This is a genomic window from Limnobacter litoralis (assembly GCF_030160455.1).
In the GTDB taxonomy this organism is placed as follows: domain Bacteria; phylum Pseudomonadota; class Gammaproteobacteria; order Burkholderiales; family Burkholderiaceae_B; genus Limnobacter; species Limnobacter litoralis.
The window spans coordinates 90,243-115,352 of record NZ_BSOJ01000012.1 but is presented as its reverse complement, the minus strand read 5'-3'; the positions used below and the strand labels follow the sequence as shown (position 1 = coordinate 115,352).

Genomic DNA, 25,110 nt, shown 5'->3' with positions numbered 1-25,110 from the left:
CGTGCAGGCAGTTAAAAAGAAGTGCCACCCACTTCCCTTGAGCCCGACCATGCGCAACTATCCAAACCGCAGCGCCTTTTCTCTGAAAATCAAGCTGGCTGTGCCCATTTTGGTCAGTTTGCTGGGGTGCGTGTCTGCGCTGGTTTTTGCACTTCAGGCCAATGAAGTAGAAAGCGGGCAGCTTGCGAACGCCCGCAAAGCGATCGCACTGGTAAAAGTGACTCAACCTTGGTTCAATGCCGTTCAACTCGAATTGAACCAACGGGTGTACCCCGTCAAAAACTTCAAATCCAGGTTAAATGACACTGAAAAAGCATTTACGCAAGCATTTGATCGAGCCCCCGCCCAATTCAAATTGAAAAGCCCGGCTGCTGATCTGCAAAAAAAATCAGCAGAACTGATTCAATCGATCAAAGCCACCAGCAAGCCCGACGAGGTGGCCGCCCTGCTCAAAGAACAAAATGCATTTTACTGGTCGATCATTGATCAATCCGGATTGGCGCTACCCCCAAGCCTGGAGGCCAGCTATTTGCTGAGTACCGGAACTCAAGGTATGCCAGAGCTGATGCAAGACCTGCGCAGCACACTGGCACAACTGGGATTTGCTTTGGTGGGTGGGGCGGACAAGCAAAAGGCATTGTCAGCCATGGCTGTGCTCAAGAACTCTGCGATCCGCCTTGAAAACCTTTTCTCGAGGCGTGCAGCGCAGGACCCGGTTCATCAAAATGAACTGAATGCGTCACGACAAAACATCGAACACATCGTGACTGCGCTTGAGCCAAAAATCAAAGAAATGACCGACAATCTCGAACTTGGTTTTGAATATGTCTCCGATGCAGCCGCACTTTTGAATACTGCGGCCACGCAAGCCATGTTTTCATTGGAAGGACTGTCAGCACAAGATTTGGGCAACACAGATCAGGCCCTGCTTACAAAACAGGAAACGCTGAAAAAACAAAGAACCGCCCTTTTACTGGGTGCGGGTCTGGCCATTTGCCTTGCACTGGGCGCCACAGTCGCCATCCTCCGGGGGCTGCTCAAGGCGGTCAAGCGCATTCAACAACAAGCCAGCCTGTTTGCCCAAGGAGATCTGACCAAGCAAATACAGCCGCTGGGCAGCGATGAAATCAGTGACATTTCCAGAGGACTCGGCCATGCGCAGAACACCATGAGGCAATCACTCCAGGCCATTCGCAACACGGTCAACAGCGCCGCAGACCATTCACGTCAGCTGGTCAACATCAGTCAGGCCATTGAAACGGTGACTCAAAGCCAAACCGGCGCTTCGGCAAGCCTGTCAAACACCTTTGAGCAACTCAGTGATGCACTGGGCAGGGTTTTCGAACAACTGGACACTTTGAAAGCCCTGGCGCTGGACGGAGAACGAAAATGCGGGCAAGGCCAGGCTATCGCCGACAACGTCAGTCGAAACTCCACCTTGCTTAAACAGCAAGCCCAGAATTACCAGCAAGTGATGCACAACTTGGCGGAAGAAGCCAACGCCATACAGGCGGTTACCTCAGTCATCGATGAACTGGCCGAGCGTACCAATTTACTGGCACTCAATGCGTCGATTGAAGCGGCACGCGCTGGGGAACAGGGACGCGGCTTCGCGGTGGTTGCCGACGAGGTTCGACGCCTTGCCGATCAAACCACGACAGCGACTCAGACCATCCGTGAGCGGCTTGGCGGATTGTCTTCAAACACTGACAACGCCTTGTCTCAACTCAAGCAATGGCTGGAAATCGTCGCGCAATCCGGTCAGCATGCAGAAAACGTGGTGGGGCACATTGGTGATCTGGGTCAATTTGCAAGCCACACCTCGGGCAGCCTCGCACAAATCGCCTTCATGCTGGAGGGCCCGGAAAAGGGCAGCAAAGCCATTGGTTTGGTCATCAGCCAACTCAATGACTTGATACGTCAGGGTCAAAGTGCCGCGCAGGAACTGCTGATCAACGCCGGTCACATCGAAACAGGCGCGCAAAATGCCACCCAGGCCATGCAACAGTTCAAAATCGACTGGAAGAACTGCGGCGCTTCACGCATCGGGCAACCACCAATTCCCACAACAGAGCCAACTTGGGTATCCTTTCAGTATCTTTGAAAGGACACCTGCAGCATGAACGCCCCCACAGAAGAGTTCCAGATTTCTCTGGCGCAACGCAACGCCGTGATTGAAGGCTTGAAGAAAATTCTGCCTTCCCATTCGGTGCTGGATGACTACGAGCGGAAGAAGCCCTACGAATGCGATGGCTTGTCGCTGTTTCGCGAAATGCCGCTGGTGGTTGCATTGCCAGAAACCGAGGAACAGGTGGTGGCCATCTTGAAGCTGGCCAAATCGTTGAATGTGCCCGTTGTTGCGCGTGGTGCAGGCACAGGCCTTTCCGGTGGTGCACAGCCCCACCCCGCCGGCATTTTGCTGGGCATGGCCAAATTCAACAAAATCCTGAAAGTCGACCAGCATGCGCGCACGGCTCTGGTTCAGCCCGGGGTGCGTAATCTGGCCATTTCCGAGGCGGTTGCCCACCTGAATTTGTACTACGCGCCAGACCCCTCCAGCCAGATTGCCTGCTCCATTGGCGGCAACATCGCCGAAAACTCCGGTGGCGTGCACTGTCTGAAATACGGCCTGACCGTGCACAACGTTCTGAAAGTGCGCGCTGTCACCATCGAAGGCGAGATTGTCGAGTTTGGTTCCGAGGCACCCGACAGCCCCGGGCTGGATTTGCTGAATGTGCTGATTGGCTCTGAGGGCATGCTGGCAGTGGCCACGGAAATCACCGTCAAACTGGTGCCAAAACCTGCCCTGGCGCAGGTCATCATGGCGTCATTCGACAATGTGGTCAACGCTGGCAACGCGGTGGCTGCGGTCATCAAGGCGGGCATTATTCCGGCCGGTCTGGAGATGATGGACAAGCGGGCTTCGCAAATGGTCGAACCCTTTGTGAACGCCGGTTACGACACAGAGGCTGAAGCCATTTTGTTGCTTGAATCCGATGGCACCCCCGAAGAAGTGACCGAAGAAATTGAAGCGATGACACAGGTTCTGAATGGCTGTGGCGCCACTGCAATCAAGGTGTCGCAAAGCGAAGCCGAACGCATGCGTTTCTGGGCAGGTCGGAAAAACGCCTTCCCCGCAGCAGGTCGAATCAGCCCTGACTATTACTGCATGGACGGCACCATTCCCCGCAGCCAGCTGGCGCGGGTATTGACGGCAATTACCGAAATGGAAGTGAAGTACAACATGCGTTGCGCCAATGTGTTTCACGCGGGCGATGGAAACCTTCACCCATTGATTCTGTTTGATGCCAACAAACCGGAAGAAATCAAGCGTGCCGAAGACTTCGGTGCTGAAATTCTGGAACTGTGTGTGGAAGTGGGTGGCACCGTCACCGGTGAACACGGCGTGGGCATCGAGAAAATCAACCAGATGTGCGTTCAATTTTCACGTGCCGAACTGGACACTTTCTTTGCCGTGAAGCGTGCATTCGACCCGGTCGGCCTGCTGAATCCGGGCAAGGTCATTCCCACACTGGCGCGATGCGCCGAATACGGACGCATGCACGTTCACCACGGCAAAATGCCGTTTGCCGACCTACCCCGTTTTTAAAAGCCAGACATGAGCGATTTCATTGAAACACTGTGCGCACAGGTGGAAGCCTGTGCGCGATCCGGAACGGCACTGCGCCCGCAGGGTGCAGGCAGCAAGCACTTTTACGGCGGCCCGCTGCAAGGTGAAGCGCTTGATATGCGCGCGCACAGCGGCATTCTGGAATACGAACCCACGGAACTTGTGATCACCGCCAAGGCGGGCACACCACTGGCTGAAATTGAAGCTGCGCTGGCCGAAAACCGTCAAGAACTGGCGTTTGAGCCGCCCCGATTTTCTGCAGAATCCACCCTAGGCGGCACAATTTGCGCCGGGCTGTCCGGGCCGGGCCGCCTGGCTCGTGGCCCAGTCAAGGATTACGTGCTCGGCTGCACGGTGGTGGATGGCAAAGGCCAACTGCTGCATTTTGGCGGTACGGTCATGAAAAACGTGGCTGGATACGACGTGTCACGCATGTTGCCCGGCAGCATGGGCACCCTGTGTATCGCGGTGGATTTGTCGATCAAAGTGATGCCGCAGGCCCCGGCGGGTGCAACACTGCGGTTCGATTTCAACCAGAACGAAGCCATCAGCCAGATCAACACCTGGCTTGGGCAACCCCTTCCCATTTCAGCAAGCGCGTGGGAAAACGGTGTACTTTGGGTTCGCCTGCGTGGCGCGCAAGCCGCTGTCACAGCCGCCATTCAAACCATGGGCGGCGAGGTGGTTGCAGAAGAGGTGGCCAGTGCATACTGGCTCTCACTGCGGGACCAAACCCACGCATTTTTCAAGACCAGTGCAGACATTTGGCGTCTTGCAGTGCCCCCCACCACGCACGACCTCGGCCTTGAAGGGGACATGCTGGTGGAATGGGCAGGTGGCCAGCGTTGGCTGAAAGCTGTGCCCGGCTTGTCTGCCGACATGATTCGCGGCGCAGCAAGCCGCGCGGGCGGCCATGCCACGCTTTACCGCACCGAATCTTCTGACGCCCGCCTGAATGCGTTTCAAATGCCTTCAGCCGCGATGCTGACCCTGCAGCGCCGCCTTAAACAGGAACTGGACCCCGTCGGGATTTTAAGCCCACAACGGATTGCGCCAATCCTCTAACCTAGCCAGAGACCCCATGGATACCCATTTAGCCGATTGGATCAAAGACACCCCCGAGGGCAAAGCCGCTGAAACCATTCTCCGCAAATGTGTGCATTGCGGATTCTGTACAGCCACCTGCCCAACGTATCAAATACTGGGGGACGAACTGGACAGCCCGCGGGGCCGGATCTACCTGATCAAGCAAATGCTGGAAGGCAAAGAGGTTACCCGCAAGACCCAACAGCATCTGGACCGCTGCCTGACTTGCCGCAACTGCGAAACCACTTGTCCCTCTGGTGTTCAATACGGCAAGCTGATCGACATCGGCAAGAAAATCGTGGATGAACAAGTGCCGCGCCCCGCAGCAGAGAAAGCCATGCGTGCAGGCTTGAAAGGCCTGATGACCAACCGTGCCTTGTTTGACACCGGCATGGTCATGGGGAAAATGGTGCGTGGCCTTCTGCCCGCCAGTGTGAAGGCCAAAATACCGGCCAAACGCTACACGCCGGCTTGGCCCACAAGCAAGCACACCCGCAAGGTCATCCTGTTGAATGGGTGTGTTCAACCGGCCATGATGCCCTCCATTGACCCGGCTACGTCTGTCGTGCTGGATGCACTGGGCGTGCAAGGCATGATTGTGAATGAATCGGGTTGCTGCGGCGCAGTGAAATACCACCTGAACGACCATCAGGGTGGGCTCGAACAAATGAAAGCCAACGTGGACGCCTGGTGGCCTTTGATCGAGAGCGGTGAAGTGCAGGCACTGGTGATGAACGCATCCGGCTGCGGCGTCACCGTTCGGGAATACGGGCACTACCTGGCCGACCATCCAGACTACGCTGCCAAGGCAACGCGTATTTCGGAATTGACCATGGACCTTGGCGAATTCGTGGCGGCTCAAAGCACAGAAGCTCTGCATCAGCTCGCCCCCAAAGTGAAGGCTGCCATTCAGGCTGAAGCCATTCCCGGCAAAATTGCGTTTCATCCACCCTGCACCCTTCAGCATGGCCAAAAAGTGAAAGGCGTGGTCGAGAATGTGCTCCGCACACTGGGCTTCGAACTGACCCCAGTTCAAGACAGTCACCTGTGCTGCGGCTCCGCCGGCACGTATTCGGTGTTGCAGCCTGAACTGTCGGCCGAACTGAAAAAACGCAAGTTGGCGAGCCTGATGGCAGGCAATCCGCAAGCGATCGCCTCAGCCAATATTGGTTGCCTGGGTCACCTGGAAAGCGGTGCCAGCATTGAAGTGCGACACTGGGTTGAATGGGTGGCAGAGGCGCTGGGCCGATAGGCAGAACGGAACCTTGCGGGAACCAGAGACGATGGGACGGTAACGTAGGCCGTCTTCTTCTGGAGGTTCCGCAAATGCAAAATTACATCAACCCGGCTTCTGCCGCCGGCAGTTCAAGTGCATCCCACCCAACCGACATTGCACCAACACCTGCCACTGGCCCCATTGAAAGACCAGTCTATTTTAGTCAGTCCGCGAGCTTCATCGCGCAACACATTGTTGCCAGGGCACCCTTTCTGGCCAGTCACTGGCGACAGCTGGCACAGTACATGTTGAATCGCGAGGCCAGCCTCAACAGTGCCGTATTTGCGCAAGTGTGTCTTTCCAATCAGTCCGCTGAAGCCATGAATGCAACAGGCGCAGCAGTCATCGCACTTCAATTGCATCCGCAATCACCCGAAAACTGGGACACCCTTGCGAACATCATTCGACCTGATGAATTCATACCCCTATTTTTGCAGGGTCAGCATCGTGTCTATAGTGGTGAATCGCTTCGGCAAGTTGCGGCTTTGCTCAGGCAACAAAGCCAAACCACACAAACCTAAGGTTTTCTGCAGATCAACTGTTTGCGCGTGTAAAACCCGGGGTGTGAACGGTCCATCACCATGCTCACACCCCCGTCATCGATGCTTGCCAATACGTCACTGCTGCAAGCCACAATGTCCAGCTTGGCCAGCCACTTGACTGCCTGCTCATCGGCGTCCAGCTCGAATTGACGATTCAGGGCATCCAGCTTTTCCTGCTGAACAGGCTGAGAAGCCAGCGCCTCAAAGGCCATCTCCGGGGTTGGCAATGCCGCCAACTGCATGGCCTCGACACCCAGCTTTTCCTGATGGTGAAAATACACATGCGCGTACTCATGGGCCACAACAAACAACAACGCTGTCGGACTGATGAAATTCAAAAAATCCGGGTCAATGGTCAAGACTGACCCACCCTGCTTCTCTGACACATAAGCACGGCTGCGAGTTCTCTCAACGGTGTAATCGAGTTTGAAATCCGGAATGATTTTTGACAGCTGAGTAATCACGGTCGGCAAGTCCGACTCTTCAGCAGCCAAAGTGACCGCGGGAAGAAGGCACATGAATGCAACCAACCAGGCCATTGACCAACGCACCATGAACACTCCTTGAAATTACATAGCACACGAAACATTTAACACATGTGGGAACAAATCAACAAGGAAAACCACTTAAGCGTTCTTTCAAAATTGATTTCCAGGAAAACCGAACCATGGGCAACTTTTATTCTATCGACACTCCTCCACCCGCCGTAGACCGGGCTTTGCTGGCCCGCTTTGCAAAACTGGCGAACTACTCGCAAAACAACCCAAGCAGCCTTTGCGTGGTTGTTCACGACATGGCCAAACTGTTTTTAAAGGACCATGCAACCAGCCACGAGGGTGGCGCACCCGTGGATGTATTTGAGATTCAAAATACCGCTTTGAAAAACCTTTGGCAAAAAGCCGAGGCAGGCACCGCCACACAGGAAGACTGGCAAAAACTGTCAGATGAATTCTCGAATCATGACAAACAGGCCAATCGCCGACTTGCTTATCAGCGAATTGGACGACAAAGCAACGCATTCATGTTCACCGCCTTGAACTGTGCCACCAAGGCACTCGAATTTGGTGAATCATCCGACGCCTTGGAAAGCCTTCAAAACGCACTGCAGCCCGGCGAAGTAACTACCGTCAGGGCTGACGGGTTCATCAAGACCTATTACAAAACTGAAGAGGACTTTCTTGGCATGGAACAGCCCCTTCTAGATCCGGGTGCTTGGGTTCACCGCGACGTGAAATAATCAGGCAAGCTCAACCTGCTTGCGCTGCTTCTCATACAAGAACGTGAGCACAGCGTGTCGATAATGGTTGTACTGGGGGTCGTCGGCCAGTTCAAGCCGATTTCTTGGGCGAGGCAATTGGACCTCCAAAATCTCGCCCACCGTTGCGGCCGGGCCGTTGGTCATCATGACGATTCGGTCCGACAGCAACACCGCTTCATCCACATCGTGCGTAATCATGATCACGGTGTTGTTCAAGTCGCGCTGAATGTCCATTAAGGAATCCTGCAGGTGGGCGCGCGTCAGCGCATCCAGCGCGCCAAACGGCTCATCCATCAACAGCACCTTGGGTTCCATGGCCAAGGCTCGGGCAATTCCCACACGCTGCTTCATGCCGCCTGAAATTTCGTCGGGGCGTTTGTGCATGGCGTGCTCCATGTGAACCAAGCGCAAATTGTGTTCAATCCAGTCCTTCATTTCAGCCCGGCTCTTCTGACCCTTGAAGACCGTTTTTACCGCCAGCTCCACGTTTTGGTAGGCTGTCAGCCAGGGCAACAACGAGTGGTTTTGAAACACCACCGCGCGCTCTGGCCCGGGTTCATTGACCTCACGACCGTCCAACACCACCGCACCTTCGGTCGCTTTGTACAGGCCCGCAACGATGTTCAGCACGGTGGATTTGCCACACCCGGAATGCCCGATCAAAGACACAAACTCGCCCTTGTCAATCTTCAGATGAACATCCTGCAAGGCTTTAAAACGCCCAGTGGGCGTGGGAAATTCAATGCTGACCTTGCTCAACTCCAAATGTGCCTGGGTGCTCATAAAATGCTCCTTTTGCTTATCGCACGGTCATGGTTTTGTCCCAGGACACGCGACGCTGAATAGCCAGCATGACGCGGTCCAGAACGAACCCGATCAAACCAATCACCAACACCGCCACCATGATGCGGCCCAGCGAATTGGACGATCCGTTTTGAAACTCGTCCCAAACAAATTTGCCAAGACCTGGGTTCTGAGCCAGCATCTCAGCCGCAATCAACACCATCCAGGCCACACCCAGCGAAAGCCTGAGGCCCGTAAAAATCATGGGGACCGCACTGGGCAGCACAATACTTCGGATGTGTGTCAATCGACCCAAACGCAAGACGCGTGACACGTTCTGCAGGTCTTTGCTGACCGATTGAACACCCACCGCCGTGTTGATTAAGGTCGGCCAAAGAGAACACAACAACACCGTGATGGCAGAGTTGACAAACGACTTCTCGAACATCGGGTCATTGCTGACATACACCGCACTGACCACCATCGTGACCAGCGGTAACCAGGCCAGCGGCGAAACAGGTTTGAACAACTGAATCAGGGGGTTCATGGCGGCGTAGGCCCCCGCACTCAGACCGATCAATATGCCCAAAGGAATGGCGATCAGGCTGGCCAACAGGAATCCGGTTAAAACCGTGTAAAGGCTGGTTCCGATCTGGTCGATGAATGTCGACTTGCCTGTGTAGGGTCGAATTTTGGCATCGTAATTCGGATCTTGCGCCAAACGCTCTGCGTTGCGCTGCACCTGCCGTTCATAAAAGGCAGCCGCTTTGGCCCGCTCTGCAAAATGCTCGTCCATCAAGCGCTGCGCCTGTTGATACACCTGCATCGGCCCCGGGAACTGCCCCAGGGAAGTGTTGATGCGTGGAGCCACCGTGGCCCACAGTGCCAGAAACAGCACAATGCCTAAAAAAGGAAGTCCGATTGCCTTGATTGTGGCATCCACAGACTGCCTGAAGCGGGGTGATTCACTGGCCTTTTGAGCCAGGTAAGGCACCAGTGGCGTTCGCCTGACCGTTTTTGTTTCAGGCAGCTTAGGCAGTTCAGACACCAATGCATGCGCTTGGTTGACTTTCATGTCCATCTCGATTCTCCGGTGGAGGGTGTCCACATTCACTCAAGGCTGCTGGGTTTCTTTCAGCCCGATCTTGAATTTGTCGATGTACGCGTTGGGGGTGTGACCGTCGTAAGTCACGCCATCGATGAACTCCTTTTGAGGAGGCTTGAATCCGCTCTCTTTCGCAAAATCCGGAAAGTCACTGGCCTTGGCTTTGCCCTCGGCAATCAGCTCTTTGGCCGCCACCGAATAGATGTCGGGTCTGTAGACCTGCTTGGCTGTGTCGATGTACCATTTGTCCGCCTTTTTCTCGGGGATTTGCCCCCAGCGTCGCATCTGGGTCAGGTACCAAATGGCGTCTGAATAATACGGATAGGTGGCGTTGTAGCGGAAAAAGACGTTGAAATCGGGCACGCTGCGCGTGTCGCCTTTTTCGTACTCAAAGGTGCCCGTCATCGAATTGGCAATCACTTTGGCATCAGCGCCCACGTATTGCGACTTGGACAGAATCTTGACAGCCTCTGGTCGATTGGCGTCATGGTTGGCATCCAGCCACATGGCTGCGCGAATCAGCGCTTTCACCAAATGAACCGTGGTGTTGGGGTATTTTTTGGCGAACTCGGCAGTGATGCCAAACACCTTTTCTGGGTTGTTCTTCCAGATTTCATAGTCCGTGATGACCGGCACGCCAATGCCTTTGAACACCGCCTGCTGGTTCCAGGGCTCACCCACGCAGTATCCATTGATGGTGCCAGCCTCCAGCGTCGCTGGCATTTGTGGCGGCGGGGTTACGCTCAACAGGGCATCGGCCTTGATGGTGCCCGATGTGTCGCCCTTCTGAGGTGCGTAATAACCCGGGTTGATTCCGCCGGCGGCCAGCCAGTAGCGCAATTCATAGTTGTGCGTCGAGACGGGAAATACCATGCCCATCTTGAAAGGCTTGCCCTGGGCTTTGAACTGATCCACCACTTTTTTCAAGACATCCGCTTTGATGGGGTGGACCGGTTTGCCATCTTTGCCCTTCGGAATGAAAGGCAGCATTTCCTTCCAGACTTCATTGGAAACGGTAATGCCGTTGCCGTTTAAGTCCATGGAAAAAGGGGTGATGATGTTGGCCTTGGTGCCAAAGCCAATGGTGGCGGCCAGCGGTTGCCCGGCCAGCATGTGCGCACCGTCCAGTTGCCCGGTGATCACGCCGTCCAGCAAAACCTTCCAGTTCGCCTGCGCTTCCAGCGTGACGTACAGGCCTTCATCTTCGAAATACCCCTTTTCATAGGCGATCGCCAAAGGGGCCATGTCTGTCAATTTGATAAAGCCCAGCTTCAGCTCTTCCTTTTCAGGTTTACCCACTGCCGCCATGGCATGGCTTGCTACCACCAACGCTGCTGAACAGGCCAATGCGCCTGCCAATTTTTTCACAAACATGGATTTCTCCCAAATAAAACGGCACCCACAACCCACCCAGCCTGAAAGACCAGTGAACTGTGAGCGCCGTTGCTCGATTCAATTCGGACCCTCATTGGCCCGCCATTGGTTATCTAGCAGAAACCATGCCAGTTAAAATAGGGGTAAACAACGCCAAAACAGGGCGAAAAGCGCACTTTTATTGCGCAGTGCACAATGCCGGTGCTGCCTTATTCGGGCGCGTTGTAAAAAATCTTGCGGGCTGCGTGCAGGTCGTCCGCCAGCGCAGAGTCATCGCCACGAATGGCAAACGTCTCCACAATCAAAGGATCAAGCTGATCCTCTGGCGCTGAACTCAAGACCCCACCGTCAAACCGAACAAAGGGTTGACCATTGACTGTGGCCAGTAGCGCACGCTCAATCAAAGTGGAAGGTACATTCACGTAATCCGCCTCTGAAAGCCAAACAGCGGCCCGACGGCGATTGTCGTCGTCCTGTTCAAGCCAATGGCAAGCCTGCTTGACCGCCCCGCAGAAGGCCTGCAAAGGCGCGTGATTCAACAACGCCCAATCCGCAGTGCAACCCACAATTTTTTCAGGGGCATTGGGCCACAGCGCCAGTGAACTGGACACCATCGCACCAATACCTTGCTCTTCAGCCATGGAGTTGTAAGGCTCACCCACGCAAAAACCGTCAATCAAGCCGCTCTGTAGGGCTTCCACCGTGCGCACAGGTGGCACCACCCGCAACCGAACATCCACCTCAGGATCGAGGTCATGGCTGCGCATCCACCTCCGAAGCAACAAGGTGTGCATCGAAAATGGAAACACCGTACCGAGGGTCAAGCCTTCAGGCATTTCACCACTCAATCGCAGAGCACGCACCCTCCCGCCCAGGGTTTCGCCTGGGCCCAAACTGTCCAGAATCGACTTTAAGTGAGTTGACACCGTGATCCCGTTGCCGCCTCGATTCAGAACCAGCGGTGCCTTCATCAATCGCTTACTGCATCCACCAAAACCCGCCTGAATGGCAATCGGCATGGGGGACAACATTTGCGCCACCTGCAATTCACCCACAATCAGTTTGTCACGCAGGGTTGCCCAGGAAGTTTGCCTGAGCAGGTGAACATCCAGCCCGGCCTTGTGAAAAAACTCCAGACGCTGCGCAGCCACCAAGGGGGCCGAATCGGTCAGCGCCAACACCCCCACGTTCATCAAAAAGCGGCTCACACTCCACCTCCATCCAGCATGTTGAACACCTCGATCACATTGCGTGCGGTGTCCACCAGCCGCTGGTTGCGTTCCATGGCCAGTTTGCGCATGGCGTGGTAAGCCTGCTCTTCGTTAAAACTTCGGTGCTTCATCAATAAACCTTTTGCCTTGTCGATCAGTTTGCGGTCAGCCAACTGGTCACGCGTCTTTTGCAATTCAGTGCGCAAAGCCTGGAATTCCCGAAACCGGGCCACCGCCACCTGAATGATCGGCTTGATCCTTTCCGGTGCCATTCCGTCGGCCACGTAAGCGCTGACCCCCGCCTTGATGGCCTGGGTAATGCTGGTCTCACTGTCTTCATCCGAAAAAAGAATGACGGGCTTCGGGTTGTCGCGAGACAACACGGCCATATTCTCCAGACAATCCCGATCCGGAGAGTCAATGTCAACAATCACTACATCAGGCGCAAAAGCAGCCACGTGCTCAGCAAGTTTGTGGGTGGAATTCAACTTGCCCACTATTTCGTGCCCAATGTCTAGCAAGGCGCGTTCCAGAATGGCGGCGCGGCCGGGCTCTTCGTCGATCAACAGCACTCTCAAGGGTGTGCTTCTTTGTGGATCCGATAACTTTCTGGGCATTGTTCAGGAGACGTCGTTAATAAGGAACGGTGAAAAATGATGACACATCAAGACCGTCTGCTTTAAACATTTTTTCAAAGTGACGAGGGAACTTTGAGTCGCAGTCGGCTACGAAGTGCTTTCAATCGAGATAGGAGTCAACATGCAAGCAGAAAGCAATGCCAGTCGCGAGTGTCCAGTCTGCTACAACAATTATTCATCTCAAGGTGGGGCGGAAGTTCTTCACAATCCCAGCGGACGCGATTCCGACTACCATAAAATATGCCGAGAATGCGCATTACGGCTCATTCAACCAGTTGCAGGAAATCAATTTCGCTGTCCTATTTGCAGAATCGATGTAGATGCAAATCTACTCAGTCAGAGTCTGCGAAACGCACTTGGAATCGTTCAACGCACAGGCCTGACCGCAGATCCAGCGCCAACGCCCGCAAATAACCGAATGGCCGAATTGGCTGGAGCATTTGGTCAACTTAACGACGTCATGGCAGAAATCGCAGATCTGCAGCGATTGGTACAGGGGTCTGGCAATCCACAACCTACCTCTATAGCGGCAACATATAGACACCCCGACACCGCTCAGGCATTGAATACGGCTGTCCATGCCAACGCTCATCTGGATCGAATCGGCGAACTTCGTCGAAGCGGGAGAACCGCCACAGATCCAGCAGCAAACGCGCAACTGACCCAAATGCTTGGGGATCTGGTCGGAATGACCGACAATTTAACAAGCCAACTCAGAAATCTTAGATCAACCTAAGGTGCAAGACGACTCAGGGTCCAGCCTTGTTCGTCTTGCGAATAACTCAACCGGTCGTGAAGACGGGAGGGTCGACCCTGCCAGAACTCAAAATAGTCGGGCCTCAGGCGATACCCACCCCAAAAAGGTGGACGCTGAGGTCCCTCGGGATACTGACGCTTGATTTCGGCAAGTCGTTGATCAAGTTCGTCGCGCGTGGAGATTACCTGGCTTTGGGGAGAAGCCCAGGCACCAAACCGGCTACCGATTGGCCGTGAGTGATAATAGGCGTCAGACTCTTCTGCGGATATCTTCTCCACAAGCCCCTCAATGCGAACCTGCCTCTCAAGTTCAGTCCAGTGAAACAGCAAGGCAGCATGCGGGTTTGCATTTAGCTCACGCCCTTTGCGACTCTCATAATTTGTAAAAAACACAAAGCCACGTTCGTCAAACCCTTTGATCAACACGATGCGCGCAGCAGGTCGGCCAGTTGCGTTCACTGTGGCCAGTGTCATGGCATTGGGCTCTGGCAAATCAGCCTGTAAAGCCTGATCAAACCACACTTTGAAAAAATCAAACGGATTGGACAAAGCGTCTGACTCATCCAAACTGGCTTGGGTGTAATCTTTGCGTAAATCTGCGATTGACATACCACTGCTCCAGGGCCACAAGCCCGCAACTGCTCGAAGCCTTCATGATACACAAACTGATTGATGAATTTTGCAACCAGCTTTGGCTTGAGGAAGGGCTTGCAGACAACACCTTGTCTGCCTATCGGGCTGACCTTGAACAATTCGCACACTGGCTAGAAGCGTACCAAGGTCCGAACCCAGATCCATTCGGACTAAGCCGCGACAATTTGAACGGCTATGTGCAAAGCCTGGAAGCATTAAAGCCAGCCAGCCTGAACCGAAAACTGAGCGCGATCAAGCGTTTCTATGTGTGGGCCCTTCGCGAAAAGCTGACGGACAGCGATCCCACCGCCCAATTGCACAGCGCAAAGCAGGGCTTACGCTTGCCAAAAACACTGACAGAAGAACAGGTCAACGATTTACTGAATGCCCCAGACCCAAGTGTTCCTGAAGGAGCCAGAGACTTGGCCATGCTGGAATTGCTCTATGCCTGTGGTCTACGTGTTTCTGAGCTGGTCAACCTGCCGTTGCGCGCCGTAGACCTACAGGCAGACTCAATATTGGTCACCGGGAAGGGCAACAAAGAGCGGCTCATCCCCATGGGCGAGCCTGCGCGATTGGCAATCACTTATTACCTGGCGCAGGCCAGACCTCAAATCTTGAGCGGTCAGTTAAGCGAGAGCATGTTTGTGACGCGCCGAGGCGGCGCAATGACTCGACAAAGCTTTTGGAAGCTGATTAAACAGTATGCACTGAGGGCAGGCATTAATAGCCCGATTAGTCCGCACGTACTAAGACATGCTTTCGCAACCCATCTGGTGAACCACGGTGCAGACCTGCGCGTGGTGCAGTTGCTTTTGGGTCATGCGGACATCGGCACCACCCAAATCTACACGCACGTGGCCAAGGAACACTTGCGCAGCATTCTGCAAAGCAGCCACCCAAGGGCGCGTTAAATCGCTACAATCGGGCAATTACAACCACCTCAAAAAGGACTGCCTGTGCTGAATCTGATTGCTGGCCTCGTAGTGGCATACCTGCTCGGTTCCATTTCCTTCGCCGTCATCGTTTCAAGATTTTCAGGTTTGGCAGACCCCCGAACCTACGGTTCAAAAAACCCAGGGGCTACCAATGTGCTTCGCAGCGGCAACAAAAAGGCGGCCATCCTGACCCTGCTCGGTGACGCCATCAAAGGCACAGTTGCAGTGGCCATCGCCTATCACTTCCAGGACGCGCTGAACTACAGCCAAGGTGACATTGCATTCATTGGCCTTGCGGCATTCATCGGTCATCTTTACCCGATTTTCTTCAAGTTTGAAGGCGGCAAAGGCGTGGCGACTGCGCTGGGCGTTTTGCTCGCCCTGAATTGGGTGCTCGGGCTGGCCACGGCAGCAACCTGGCTGATTATTGCCTACTTCTTCAGGTACTCCTCATTGGCTGCACTCATTTCCGCGGTGTTCGCCGTGTTTTACGATGCGCTGCTGTTTGGCATTCAACCGGAAACCGCCGCCATCACCGTGATGTCAGCATTGCTGATTTACCGCCACCGGCAAAATATTGCCAACCTGATTGCAGGCAAAGAGAGCAAAATCGGTCAGAAAAAATCCTGACCGATTTTCGCGTCCATCAAGCTATCGAGTTTCCTTCAGGCGCATAAAAGTGCTCGTCAGTTCCACGTTTAACTGCTCTTTCGTGAATTCATCTGCCTCAGGCAGAAGGACATTCAAGGCACGATTCATTCGTTCGTAGAGCCCGTCTTCATCGGCTTGAGAGAGATCGAATCGATCTGCTGCGGCACCCTCTGTCAGCTGACGAAGCAGATTTGCCCGCAAAGCAGTTTGATGCTCGTCGCTTAAAGGAATGTCGGGAAGTGGATTTTCGAAAACAGTTTGAATGGTTCTACGCATAAGTCCGTTGAATCGACTCATTTCTACAATCCGCGACCCTTGTCGTTGAGGCACAACCCGAGGCACAACTGGTGGCACTGGCGCCGGAATCGCCGCTTCAGGCTCAGCTTCGGGTACACGATCCAGAATTTCGTTCTGAGCCTCTTTCCTCGCCGTTCTTCTCAAAGTAAAGGGATCAACCTTGCCGCTTCTCTTCTCTTGATCTGAGACCCCATTGGCGCTGTATGCACCGCCTACAGTAACCTGCCTATTTAACTCGTTATGCAAGCCTGCCGACAAAGAATCCCCATCAGCACGCATCAAAAATAGCACCGAATCTCTAAGCACTTGTTTGTCTGCCACCTTGGCACCCACAGCTGAACGTTTTTCGAAGTCAAACGATTTCTCCAACAAAGCGGTTCCAGCACGGGTTGCCAACCGACGTTCACCGGCGGCCACCGCCACAAGCAGACCAATCTGATACAACTGCGCACAACTGGTGGATTGTTCAATCATTTCGTTTACCCGATCTAGGGTAAGTCTATTTTCATGAAACAACAGCGATTTGGCGATGTTTGCCTGCAGCGTTCTTTGAATCTTAAGGGCTCTGCCTGCTGTGTCGTCACGCATCACCGGAAGGCCAATTCGGGTGATTTTATTTAGAATACCGTTGTTGGCTGTTGGATTTTCCGCTTCTTTAACAGCCATAGATCGCGCTGTCAGGACTATTGGTTTTTGAACCTGCTTTCCGGGTTCTCTCGCCCTTTGCACGGAATGGCTGTCTACTCCACTGGCTACAAGCGAGCCTTCCACCAAATTTCTGAACACACTTTCCAGTTCGCTATTGCGATGCACGTTGAGCTTGGGGTCTACCAAATCCACCAGGCTTTGTCCCAACTTTTCCAATTGCCTACTTGCTTCGTCCGTCAATTGGCCATTGCCAGGCCGGGGCTGCCCACTTGCTGGTTTTTTGATCATCTGTTTGATCAGGCCGCTGGCTTCATCGCTGCTGCCCGTCAAATATTGAACATAGCCCACCACCGATTGGGCGATTGCATTGCGTCTTTGCGACTGGCTCATGCCCCACTTGGCATAAGACGCAACAGCGCCTTTTCCAAAGATTTCAGTCGCTTGTTTAAGTGCGTGAACTGCAGCAGAGGTGTTCCCAGTGGCTGAAGCGCCTTTCATCTGCAATTCCGAAATGAAATTTTTGATGGCATTCGTTCGATTGGCATCCAGCCCCATGTCTCGACCAATTCGACCCACCATGGCTTTGTGCAAAGCTTCCTCGGAGATTTTAGTTAACTCATTTTCATAAACCTCGGGTTCGGTGGCCCTGGTCTTCTGATGAAAGGCCAGATCGAGTGCTTTGGCATTGACGAAATTGTTCAGTATTTGCGCATCGAAAAGAGTATCTGGAATGCCTGGGGAGTTTCCGATAGCCTGTGAAATCGACTTGACGTCCGCCATGTGATTTTTAAGGGCTTCCGGAGCATCCGGAGCGTCTGCCGCCTCCAGTCGATTCCTCAAAACAGCACCAAGATCGGACAATGGACCTGCGTCGATTTCTTGAAATGCGCCATCCAGATCAAGTGCAGCAGCCAGTTCAGTGGGTAACTCTCGATTCAATAGCTGTTTTGTTTGATGCCGAATTTCTTCAGCTGAATCGGCGAATACTTCAAAATCATCAATCGGCCGGAATGTCGGCTGAAGAACAGGATCGGGTTCAGCACGTCCTCCAGCGCGGGCTTCGGCGGCGCGAGCCGCTGCATCGCGAGCATTGGCAGGCGCTGCTGGAATCTGGACAGGCAAAGGTGTCAAGGCACAAGACAAAAGTTTGAAGAAGCCATCAGCTCGAATGGTTTGAATTTTTGACGCGACGTGACGGGCCGTGGTTAAGTGTTCGTCTGGCAAGGCCGTTTTGATCTCGTCTAACCACTGCCTGGCCACATCATCAAGGCGCTCTTCCGATAGAAGACTCAAAGATCTGCACTTGATACTGCTATTGATGGAGCCTGATTCTATGCTTTCCTTCTTGGACAATTCCTCAGCCGCCACCTTGGCACTTTGCTTGAGACGGTGCACAAACGATTTGGGCAAATTCAAACCATCAATCTCTGACAACACATTGTTCAGTTCACGTTGCACCGCGACCTTGACAGAAGCCGGAGAGCTTGATTTCGTCTCAATCAAACCAGAACTTTGCAAGCCTGAAGAAACGCCTGCTCTCGTTGCCTGAAGAAGATCAATCACTGCCTCCAATGACTTTTTCATCTCTGGGAAAAGTTGATCGAAGCGTTGGCCTTGACCATTTTTCTGGTCTTCGTACAACATTTTCGCAAGGTTATTCGACATTTCCGCCAAATTGACTGCCTGAGTCAATTGACTATTCACGACAGCCGAATTCACAGGGTTTGAAACTTGATCAGCAATTGGATTTGCACCGGGCATATCAGACTCCAACGAGAAATTAATTCGGATGTTCGGTTAATTCGGCTGCTCGGGAATTGCATCAAGCATTGCCTGCACTTCTCTAAGGCGTGTTGCTTTTGAATGCTCCAAAGGTGAATTCCCTAGAGTGTGAAGCGTTCCTTCGATTGAGGATCGAACGCCATTCAGAGGAACTTCCAGGGCGGACGAGATTTTTGAGCTCGCTGCAGGAAAGACCTCGGACGCAGAATTATTCTGGGAAGAGGGCAGGACGGAACTTGGTTGTTCACTGGCGCTGGATAGGGCCGAGGTGACTTCCCTATCACCTTTTAGCTGAGCAGCGAATTTGGCGAATTGTTCATTTCGTGGATCAACTTTTCGAAGATCGGCTGCTATTTCGCTATATTCGCCTTGATTTCTGGACACCAATTCAAAGCCATTTTTCTTCGCATGAAGGTTCTTTAACGCCTTGAATTTTTGAAATTGAGATTTCAATAATCTGATGTGTTGATCTTTCAGCTGTCCATCGATATTTTTCAACACAGATTCCAGCGTGGCCATTGCCCCATTCAGCAAATGAATATCGAGCGCAGCTCCATTCTTTAGATTAAGAGACTGAATGGCTGCGGCACACACTTCACGAGAAGTGGCAGCAATATCAGCCACAGCTTCATCAACTCCACCTTTCTTCGTGAAGGAAGAAATGACCATTTTCTCGTCATGATCCCAAACCTCAGTGACTGGACTGAAAGCCTGTTTGCTGATGTACGATTTGGCGTCAAATTGTGCTGGCATCTTGCTACCCGTTCGAAATGTGACCGACCAGAACTTGCCCTTCGGCGGTATACCCGTTTAGTTTGGGTGGTCACCGAAGAGCTTGAAGTTCCCGATCAATGCATCAAAAACCGAACTAAGTAGCAATTAAAAAAAGTTGGTTCCTTTACCCTTTGTAAAAATCGTCCAACGCCTTGGCGGTGTGACTGACCAGCCCCTTGCGAACAGGTTTCAATTGTTGAGGCACTCCCTGCGCAACGAGTTGACCTCCGCCCACACCGGCCTCTGGCCCCATGTCGATCACCCAATCCGCTTGGGCAATCAGATCCAAATCGTGTTCAATCACCACCACCGTGTGCCCCGCATCCACCAAGCGATGCAAGACAGCAATCAGCTTTTCAACATCGTTCATGTGTAGACCCACGGTGGGCTCGTCCAACACATACAGGGTGGGTGGGCTCATCTGCACACCGGCTTTGTTCTCGCGCACCTTCACCAGCTCGGTCACCAGCTTGATCCGTTGTGCCTCGCCACCACTCAAAGTCGGGCTGGCCTGCCCAAGGGTTAAATAACCCAAACCCACGTCGTGCAACAAACTCAAAGGATGGGCGATGGCGGGATGGGCATCAAAAAACGCCACCGCTTCGGTGACATTCATGTTCAGAATGTCTGCCGCCGTTTTGTCGCGCCAGGCCACTTGCAGCGTTTCCGGATTGAAGCGTTTGCCACGGCAGGCTTCGCAAACCACCTTCACATCCGGCAAAAAATTCATTTCTACGGTCTGCATGCCCTGCCCTTCACAGACTGGGCATCGGCCAGGCCCCGTATTAAAGCTGAACCGGTTGGCGGCAAAACCGCGCATGCGCGCTTCCAGGGTGTCGGCCAGTACATTGCGTATGCGGTTCCAAAAGCCGATGTAAGTGGCTGGGCAACTGCGTGGGGTCTTTCCGATCGGCGTTTGGTCCACTTCCAGCACGCGTGAAATCAATTCGGCGTGGTCAATGCCCTCACACGCAAACCAGTCTGTTGAAGCGCCGGCCTTGCGATTCACGAACTGACGCATATTGGTCAGCAAAATGTCTCGGGCCAGGGTGGATTTGCCACTGCCAGAAACCCCCGTCACTGCAACCAGCCTACCCACTGGAATTTCCACATCCAGGCCATTGATGTTGTGTAGGCGCGCACCGCGAAGCATCAAGCGTGGCGTGTCTTTGTCCACAGGTCGCAACGGCGACTTCAATCGGGGGATCGGTTCGCGCAAGTAGCGACCAGTCAGTGAGGCCGGATCGTGTTTCAGTTCATCCACAGTACCCTGGGCCATAATCTGCCCACCCAGCTTGCCCGCCCCTGGGCCGATGTCCACCAAACGGTCTGCGCGGCGCATGGTGTCCATGTCGTGCTCAACCACCACCAGGGTGTTGCCCTTGGCCCGCAGTTCTTCCAGCGCGTCCAGCAAACGGTGGTTGTCACGCGTGTGCAGGCCAATGGTAGGCTCGTCCAATACGTAACACACACCACGCAGGTTGGTACCCAGTTGCGACGCCAGCCGAATGCGCTGGGCTTCACCGCCACTCAAGGTAGGCGCACTGCGGTTCAGGTGCAGGTAATCCAGTCCCACCTGCTTCAGGAATTTCAAGCGCCCCTGCATTTCCAGCAGAATGTCTTTGGCAATGGTCTGCTCCCTTTCATCCAAGGTGAGCCGTTCAGACCAGGTCAAGGCGTCTGCCACGGTTTGATCGGCCACCTCGGCAATACTCTGGCCCTTGAAGCTGACCGCCAGTGCCGTGGCGTTCAACCGTTGCCCGTTGCAGCTTGAGCATGTCAGGCTGTTGCCCAGATAAACACTGTCGCCATCGTCTTCAGCGCTGCGATCTTGTTCAGACAGCCAGCGCCCCTCCTCGCCGGTGGTTTCGGCATCAAACCCATCGATTTTCTCGCCGACCCCAAAGCAAGACGGACACCAGCCGTGCTTGCTGTTGTAGCTAAACAGTCGCGGGTCGAGTTCAGGGAAACTTCGTGCGCAACTCGGGCAGGCGCGCTTGGTCGAGAAGTAGCGCACTGAACCCGCCTCACTTTCAACCATCACATTGCCCTTGCCATGCTCCAGGGCAGTCTCCAACGCTTGCCGAATACTCTGCTCGGCTTTGGGCTCCACCAGCAGTGTTTGCACCGGCAATTCGATGTGATGCTCCTGGTAACGGGCCAGCTTCGGCCAGGGGTTGGTGGGCACATAAGCCCCGTCGACTCGCAACCTTTCATAGCCACGGTCCACAGCCCATTTGGCGATTTCGTTGTAAATGCCTTTGCGGCCCTGCACCAGCGGTGCCAACAGGGTAACGCTTTTGCCTTTGTAGCTTTGCATGATCTGCGCCAACATGCTGGCCATGCTTTGGGGCGCAATCGCCACCGAACAGGCCGGACAATGCTGAATGCCCAACTTCACATACATCAGGCGCAGAAAGTGATACACCTCGGTGACCGTGGCCACGGTACTTTTGCGACCACCCCGACTGGTGCGCTGCTCAATCGCCACCGTCGGAGGAATTCCAAAAATCGCATCCACATCCGGCTTGGCGGCGGGTTGCACAAACTGACGCGCGTAAGCATTCAGGCTTTCCAGATACCGGCGTTGCCCCTCGCTGAACAAAATGTCGAACGCCAAAGTTGACTTGCCACTGCCCGACGGCCCCGTGATGACCGTCATCTTCTCCCGGGGCAAGGTCAGGCTGACATTCTTCAGATTGTGTTCACGGGCGTGCAAAATTTCTATGCCTGCGGTCTGGGCGCGCTTCAATGCGCCAGTGGACCCATAGGCAAGGCCCACATCCTCCACCATATCGATCGATGCATTCAGGTCAGCGGCCTGCAGCAAATCGGATTGGTTCAAGTATTGGGCAATCGCCTGCCCAGTGTGGCTGCCGTGGACCTTGGCAAGTTCCAGCGGTGTGCCCTGTGCCACCAGCTGCCCTCCTGCCTCGCCTGCTTCAGGCCCCAGGTCAATCACCCAGTCGGCAGCACAAATCACGTCCAGATTGTGCTCAACCACCAGCACGCTGTGCCCCGCCTCTTGCAGCAGTCGCAGCGATCGCATCAACTTTGCCACGTCGTCAAAATGCAAACCCGTGGTGGGTTCATCAAACACAAACAGATCGCCCTTTGTAGCGGTCTTTTGTCCACTGACGCTGGTTTTGATGCCCGCCAAGAATCCGGCCAGTTTCAGGCGTTGTGCTTCGCCGCCGCTCAAAGTCGGTACTGGTTGCCCCAAGCGCAAATACGACAAACCCACCAACTCCAGTGGCTTCAGTGTTTTCAGCAAAGCGGTGTCATGCTCGAACAAATGCAAGGCCCGTTCTACAGTCAATTCGAGCACTTGCGCCATGTTCAAGGTTTCGCCTTTTCGCTCCAGCGTGACTTCCAGCGCCTCGGGGCGATAACGTGTGCCACCGCATTCAGCGCAGCGCAGATACACGTCACTCAAAAACTGCATTTCAACGTGCTCAAAACCATTGCCTGCACACACCGGGCAACGGCCGTCACCGCTGTTGAAACTGAAAAAACCGGGCTTGTAGCCGCGCTCAACCGACACGGTGGTTTTGGCAAACAGCTTGCGCAATTCATCAAACGCGCCCACGTAACTGGCTGGGTTGCTTCGAGTGGTCTTCCCGATTGGACTTTGGTCCACGAAGGCCAGGTTGGCAATCAGATCTGCCCCGGTCAGGCCATCCAATTCGCCAGGGGGCTCCGTCGGCTCGCCTTTGATTTTTTTGATGGCAGGAACCAAAACATCTTGCACCAAGGTGGATTTGCCCGAACCGGACACACCAGTCAGAACCACCAAACGGTTCAAGGGAATGTCCACATCCAGATTTTTCAAATTGTTGGCCCGCACACCATGCAACGCAATGTGCTGCCCGGAATCGCCCAATGGCGTAGAGGCCTCCACGACTTTTCTCTGACCTTTCAAATACTGCGCAGTCAGTGAATCAGCATGGACGATGTCAGCTGGGCTGCCGTCAAACACAATGTTGCCGCCCGCTTCACCCGGACCAGGCCCGATGTCGACCAGGCGATCCGCCTGGTTCATCAATTGCGGGTCGTGTTCAACCACGACCAAAGTGTTGCCTGCCGCTTTCAGACGTTGCATGGCTTGAGCCACACGGGCGATGTCGCGCGGATGCAGCCCTACGGACGGCTCGTCCAGTACAAAGAGGGTATTCACCAGCGAACTGCCCAGAGCCGTGGTCAGATTGATGCGTTGCACCTCGCCGCCAGACAAAGTTCGGCTTTGGCGATCAAGCGTGAGGTAACCCAGGCCGACCTGCACCAAAAAGCCCAGGCGGGTTCGAATTTCCTGCAACACAAGGTCGCTTGCTTCATCCAGCGCACCCTGCAAACGCAAGGTATCAAACAAAGACTTGACCTGGGTAACCGGCATTTTCATCAAGTCGTGTATGGTGTGTCCTTCAAGTCGCCACAGCAGCGAATCGGGCTTCAAGCGGGCACCGTTACAGGCTGTACAAGGGGTGTAGCTGCGGTATTTCGACAACATCACTCGCACGTGCATCTTGTAAGTGCGGGTTTCCAGCCATTCAAAAAAGCGGGCCACGCCATAAAAGGTGGGGCCTTCCCAATTGCCATCAAAATTGGCGTCCCCTTCAATCACCCAAAGCTTGTCCTCCTCGGGAAGATCACGATAGGCAATGTCGGTGGCAATGCCCCGCTTTTTGGCGTATCGAACCAGGTCTTTCTGGCAGGGGTTGAAACTTTCGGTTTGCCAGGGCTTCACACACCCCTGCGCCAGGCTTTTGCTTTCATCTGGAATGACCAGTCCATAATCAATGCCAATCACCCGGCCAAATCCACGGCAAGTGTCGCAAGCGCCCAGGGGTGAATTGAACGAGAAGTGGCTCGGCAAAGGCAAGGTGTACTCGAGGTCACATGTGGCGCAATGCAGGCCTTCTGAATAGCGCCATGGCTCAGGCTCGGGTTGACCCTCTTCAGCCAGCACAAACACATTCAGCTTGCCCTTGCCGCGCAGCAAAGCGCTTCCCGCAGCGTCGCTTAACCGACTTTCTTCCACACCGCCAACCCGGAATCGGTCTTGCACCACATCCAGAATTTTGTGGCTGTTGGTGCGTCCCTTTTTCACCACGGTTTCCCGGTGAATGCGCGTGTAACCTTGGGCACTTAAGAAATCTGCTACCTCTTGCGCGTCCATTTTTGCAGGAACCTGCACAGGGAAAGTAATCAGGAGGCGGGGATCACCCAGATCGGCCGCGCGTTCAACGATCGAATGACGAATGCTGGCCACTGTGTCTTGCCTGACCCATTGACCGCATTGCCGACAGTGCAGATGGGCAGCCCGTGCATAAATCAGCTTCAGGTGATCATTGATCTCGGTCATCGTACCGACAGTGCTGCGTGACGTGCGCACCGGGTTGGCCTGATCGATCGCAATCGCAGGCAACACGCCTTCGATGCAGTCCACATCCGGCTTGTCCATGCGATCCAGAAATTGCCGCGCGTAAGGCGAAAAAGTCTCGACGTAGCGGCGCTGACCTTCCGCATACAGCGTGTCAAACACCAGCGAGCTTTTTCCACTTCCAGACACCCCCGTAAAGACAGTGATTTCACCAGTCTTGATGTCAATGTCAACGTCGTTGAGGTTGTGTTGGCGAGCCCCGCGAATGCGAATGAGGTTGCCGAGATACTGCGTTTCAGCGCTTGCTTTGCGGGTGGATTTCATAAGGCGTGAGTCTGATTTGATAC

19 protein-coding genes are annotated in these 25,110 nt (G+C 54.2%); 9 read left to right on the top strand and 10 right to left on the bottom strand.

The window, feature by feature from the left end; translation table 11 throughout:
* The first annotated feature begins 49 nt into the window (after nucleotides 1-49).
* The 5 genes from QQJ87_RS06360 to QQJ87_RS06340 all read left to right on the top strand — a co-directional run bounded on the left by QQJ87_RS06360 (nucleotide 50) and on the right by QQJ87_RS06340 (nucleotide 6,514).
* The gene (locus tag QQJ87_RS06360) at nucleotides 50-2,104 is read left to right on the top strand and encodes a methyl-accepting chemotaxis protein (RefSeq protein ID WP_284280635.1); all 2,055 of its coding nucleotides are present in this window, start codon (nucleotides 50-52) and stop codon (nucleotides 2,102-2,104) included.
* Nucleotides 2,105-2,119: 15 nt separating this feature from the next.
* Nucleotides 2,120-3,610, top strand: a complete 1,491-nt coding sequence (locus QQJ87_RS06355; protein ID WP_284280634.1) for an FAD-linked oxidase C-terminal domain-containing protein — start codon at nucleotides 2,120-2,122, stop codon at nucleotides 3,608-3,610.
* A gap of 9 nt (nucleotides 3,611-3,619) precedes the next feature.
* Nucleotides 3,620-4,696 (top strand): glycolate oxidase subunit GlcE, encoded by a 1,077-nt coding sequence (glcE, locus tag QQJ87_RS06350; RefSeq protein ID WP_284280633.1) that lies wholly within the window; start codon nucleotides 3,620-3,622, stop codon nucleotides 4,694-4,696.
* A gap of 16 nt (nucleotides 4,697-4,712) precedes the next feature.
* Entirely contained in the window at nucleotides 4,713-5,969 is a 1,257-nt protein-coding gene (gene glcF, locus QQJ87_RS06345; protein ID WP_284280631.1) for a glycolate oxidase subunit GlcF, read from the top strand.
* Nucleotides 5,970-6,043: 74 nt separating this feature from the next.
* A complete protein-coding gene (locus tag QQJ87_RS06340) occupies nucleotides 6,044-6,514 on the top strand; it encodes a hypothetical protein (protein ID WP_284280630.1) in 471 nt (156 codons plus the stop codon).
* Here the strand turns inward: QQJ87_RS06340 and QQJ87_RS06335 are convergent.
* Nucleotides 6,511-7,089, bottom strand: a complete 579-nt coding sequence (locus QQJ87_RS06335; RefSeq protein WP_284280628.1) for a M48 family metalloprotease — start codon at nucleotides 7,087-7,089, stop codon at nucleotides 6,511-6,513. The two genes, QQJ87_RS06340 and QQJ87_RS06335, sit on opposite strands and share 4 nt — an antisense overlap.
* A 113-nt stretch (nucleotides 7,090-7,202) precedes the next feature.
* On the opposite strand from QQJ87_RS06335, the gene QQJ87_RS06330 reads away from it, so the two are divergent.
* Complete coding sequence (locus QQJ87_RS06330; RefSeq protein ID WP_284280626.1) at nucleotides 7,203-7,772, top strand: hypothetical protein; 570 nt, start codon at nucleotides 7,203-7,205, stop codon at nucleotides 7,770-7,772.
* On the opposite strand, the gene QQJ87_RS06325 is transcribed toward QQJ87_RS06330, so the two are convergent.
* From QQJ87_RS06325 to QQJ87_RS06305, 5 genes are all read right to left on the bottom strand, one after another.
* Nucleotides 7,773-8,576 carry an ABC transporter ATP-binding protein gene (locus QQJ87_RS06325; protein ID WP_284280625.1) on the bottom strand — a complete coding sequence of 268 codons (804 nt, stop codon included), beginning with the start codon at nucleotides 8,574-8,576 and terminating at the stop codon, nucleotides 7,773-7,775.
* A 16-nt stretch (nucleotides 8,577-8,592) separates the two neighbouring features.
* Nucleotides 8,593-9,651 carry an ABC transporter permease gene (locus QQJ87_RS06320; protein ID WP_284280624.1) on the bottom strand — a complete coding sequence of 353 codons (1,059 nt, stop codon included), beginning with the start codon at nucleotides 9,649-9,651 and terminating at the stop codon, nucleotides 8,593-8,595.
* Nucleotides 9,652-9,690: 39 nt separating this feature from the next.
* Entirely contained in the window at nucleotides 9,691-11,055 is a 1,365-nt protein-coding gene (locus QQJ87_RS06315; protein ID WP_284280623.1) for a CmpA/NrtA family ABC transporter substrate-binding protein, read from the bottom strand.
* A 209-nt stretch (nucleotides 11,056-11,264) separates the two neighbouring features.
* Nucleotides 11,265-12,263, bottom strand: coding sequence for a CmpA/NrtA family ABC transporter substrate-binding protein (locus QQJ87_RS06310; RefSeq protein ID WP_284280621.1), 999 nt, complete (start codon nucleotides 12,261-12,263; stop codon nucleotides 11,265-11,267).
* Complete coding sequence (locus QQJ87_RS06305) at nucleotides 12,260-12,838, bottom strand: ANTAR domain-containing response regulator (RefSeq protein ID WP_284280788.1); 579 nt, start codon at nucleotides 12,836-12,838, stop codon at nucleotides 12,260-12,262. Before QQJ87_RS06305 ends, QQJ87_RS06310 begins: the two co-directional genes overlap by 4 nt.
* Nucleotides 12,839-13,025: 187 nt before the next feature.
* Here QQJ87_RS06305 and QQJ87_RS06300 point away from each other — a divergent pair, with 187 nt between their 5' ends.
* Complete coding sequence (locus QQJ87_RS06300; RefSeq protein WP_284280620.1) at nucleotides 13,026-13,640, top strand: RING finger protein; 615 nt, start codon at nucleotides 13,026-13,028, stop codon at nucleotides 13,638-13,640.
* Here QQJ87_RS06300 and pdxH read toward each other — a convergent pair.
* Nucleotides 13,637-14,269, bottom strand: a complete 633-nt coding sequence (gene pdxH, locus QQJ87_RS06295) for a pyridoxamine 5'-phosphate oxidase (protein WP_284280619.1) — start codon at nucleotides 14,267-14,269, stop codon at nucleotides 13,637-13,639. The two genes, QQJ87_RS06300 and pdxH, sit on opposite strands and share 4 nt — an antisense overlap.
* Nucleotides 14,270-14,313: 44 nt before the next feature.
* Here pdxH and xerD point away from each other — a divergent pair, with 44 nt between their 5' ends.
* On the top strand, nucleotides 14,314-15,207 hold the full coding sequence (xerD, locus tag QQJ87_RS06290; RefSeq protein ID WP_284280618.1) for a site-specific tyrosine recombinase XerD: 894 nt from the start codon (nucleotides 14,314-14,316) through the stop codon (nucleotides 15,205-15,207).
* Nucleotides 15,208-15,252: 45 nt separating this feature from the next.
* The gene (gene plsY / locus QQJ87_RS06285; protein ID WP_284280617.1) at nucleotides 15,253-15,861 is read left to right on the top strand and encodes a glycerol-3-phosphate 1-O-acyltransferase PlsY; all 609 of its coding nucleotides are present in this window, start codon (nucleotides 15,253-15,255) and stop codon (nucleotides 15,859-15,861) included.
* Between the two features lie 21 nt (nucleotides 15,862-15,882).
* Here the strand turns inward: plsY and QQJ87_RS06280 are convergent, their stop codons facing one another.
* The 3 genes from QQJ87_RS06280 to uvrA all read right to left on the bottom strand — a co-directional run bounded on the left by QQJ87_RS06280 (nucleotide 15,883) and on the right by uvrA (nucleotide 25,087).
* Nucleotides 15,883-18,180 carry a hypothetical protein gene (locus QQJ87_RS06280; RefSeq protein ID WP_284280615.1) on the bottom strand — a complete coding sequence of 766 codons (2,298 nt, stop codon included), beginning with the start codon at nucleotides 18,178-18,180 and terminating at the stop codon, nucleotides 15,883-15,885.
* A gap of 444 nt (nucleotides 18,181-18,624) precedes the next feature.
* Entirely contained in the window at nucleotides 18,625-19,362 is a 738-nt protein-coding gene (locus QQJ87_RS06275) for a hypothetical protein (protein ID WP_284280614.1), read from the bottom strand.
* A 145-nt stretch (nucleotides 19,363-19,507) separates the two neighbouring features.
* Complete coding sequence (uvrA, locus tag QQJ87_RS06270; protein ID WP_284280613.1) at nucleotides 19,508-25,087, bottom strand: excinuclease ABC subunit UvrA; 5,580 nt, start codon at nucleotides 25,085-25,087, stop codon at nucleotides 19,508-19,510.
* Nucleotides 25,088-25,110 lie beyond the last annotated feature (23 nt).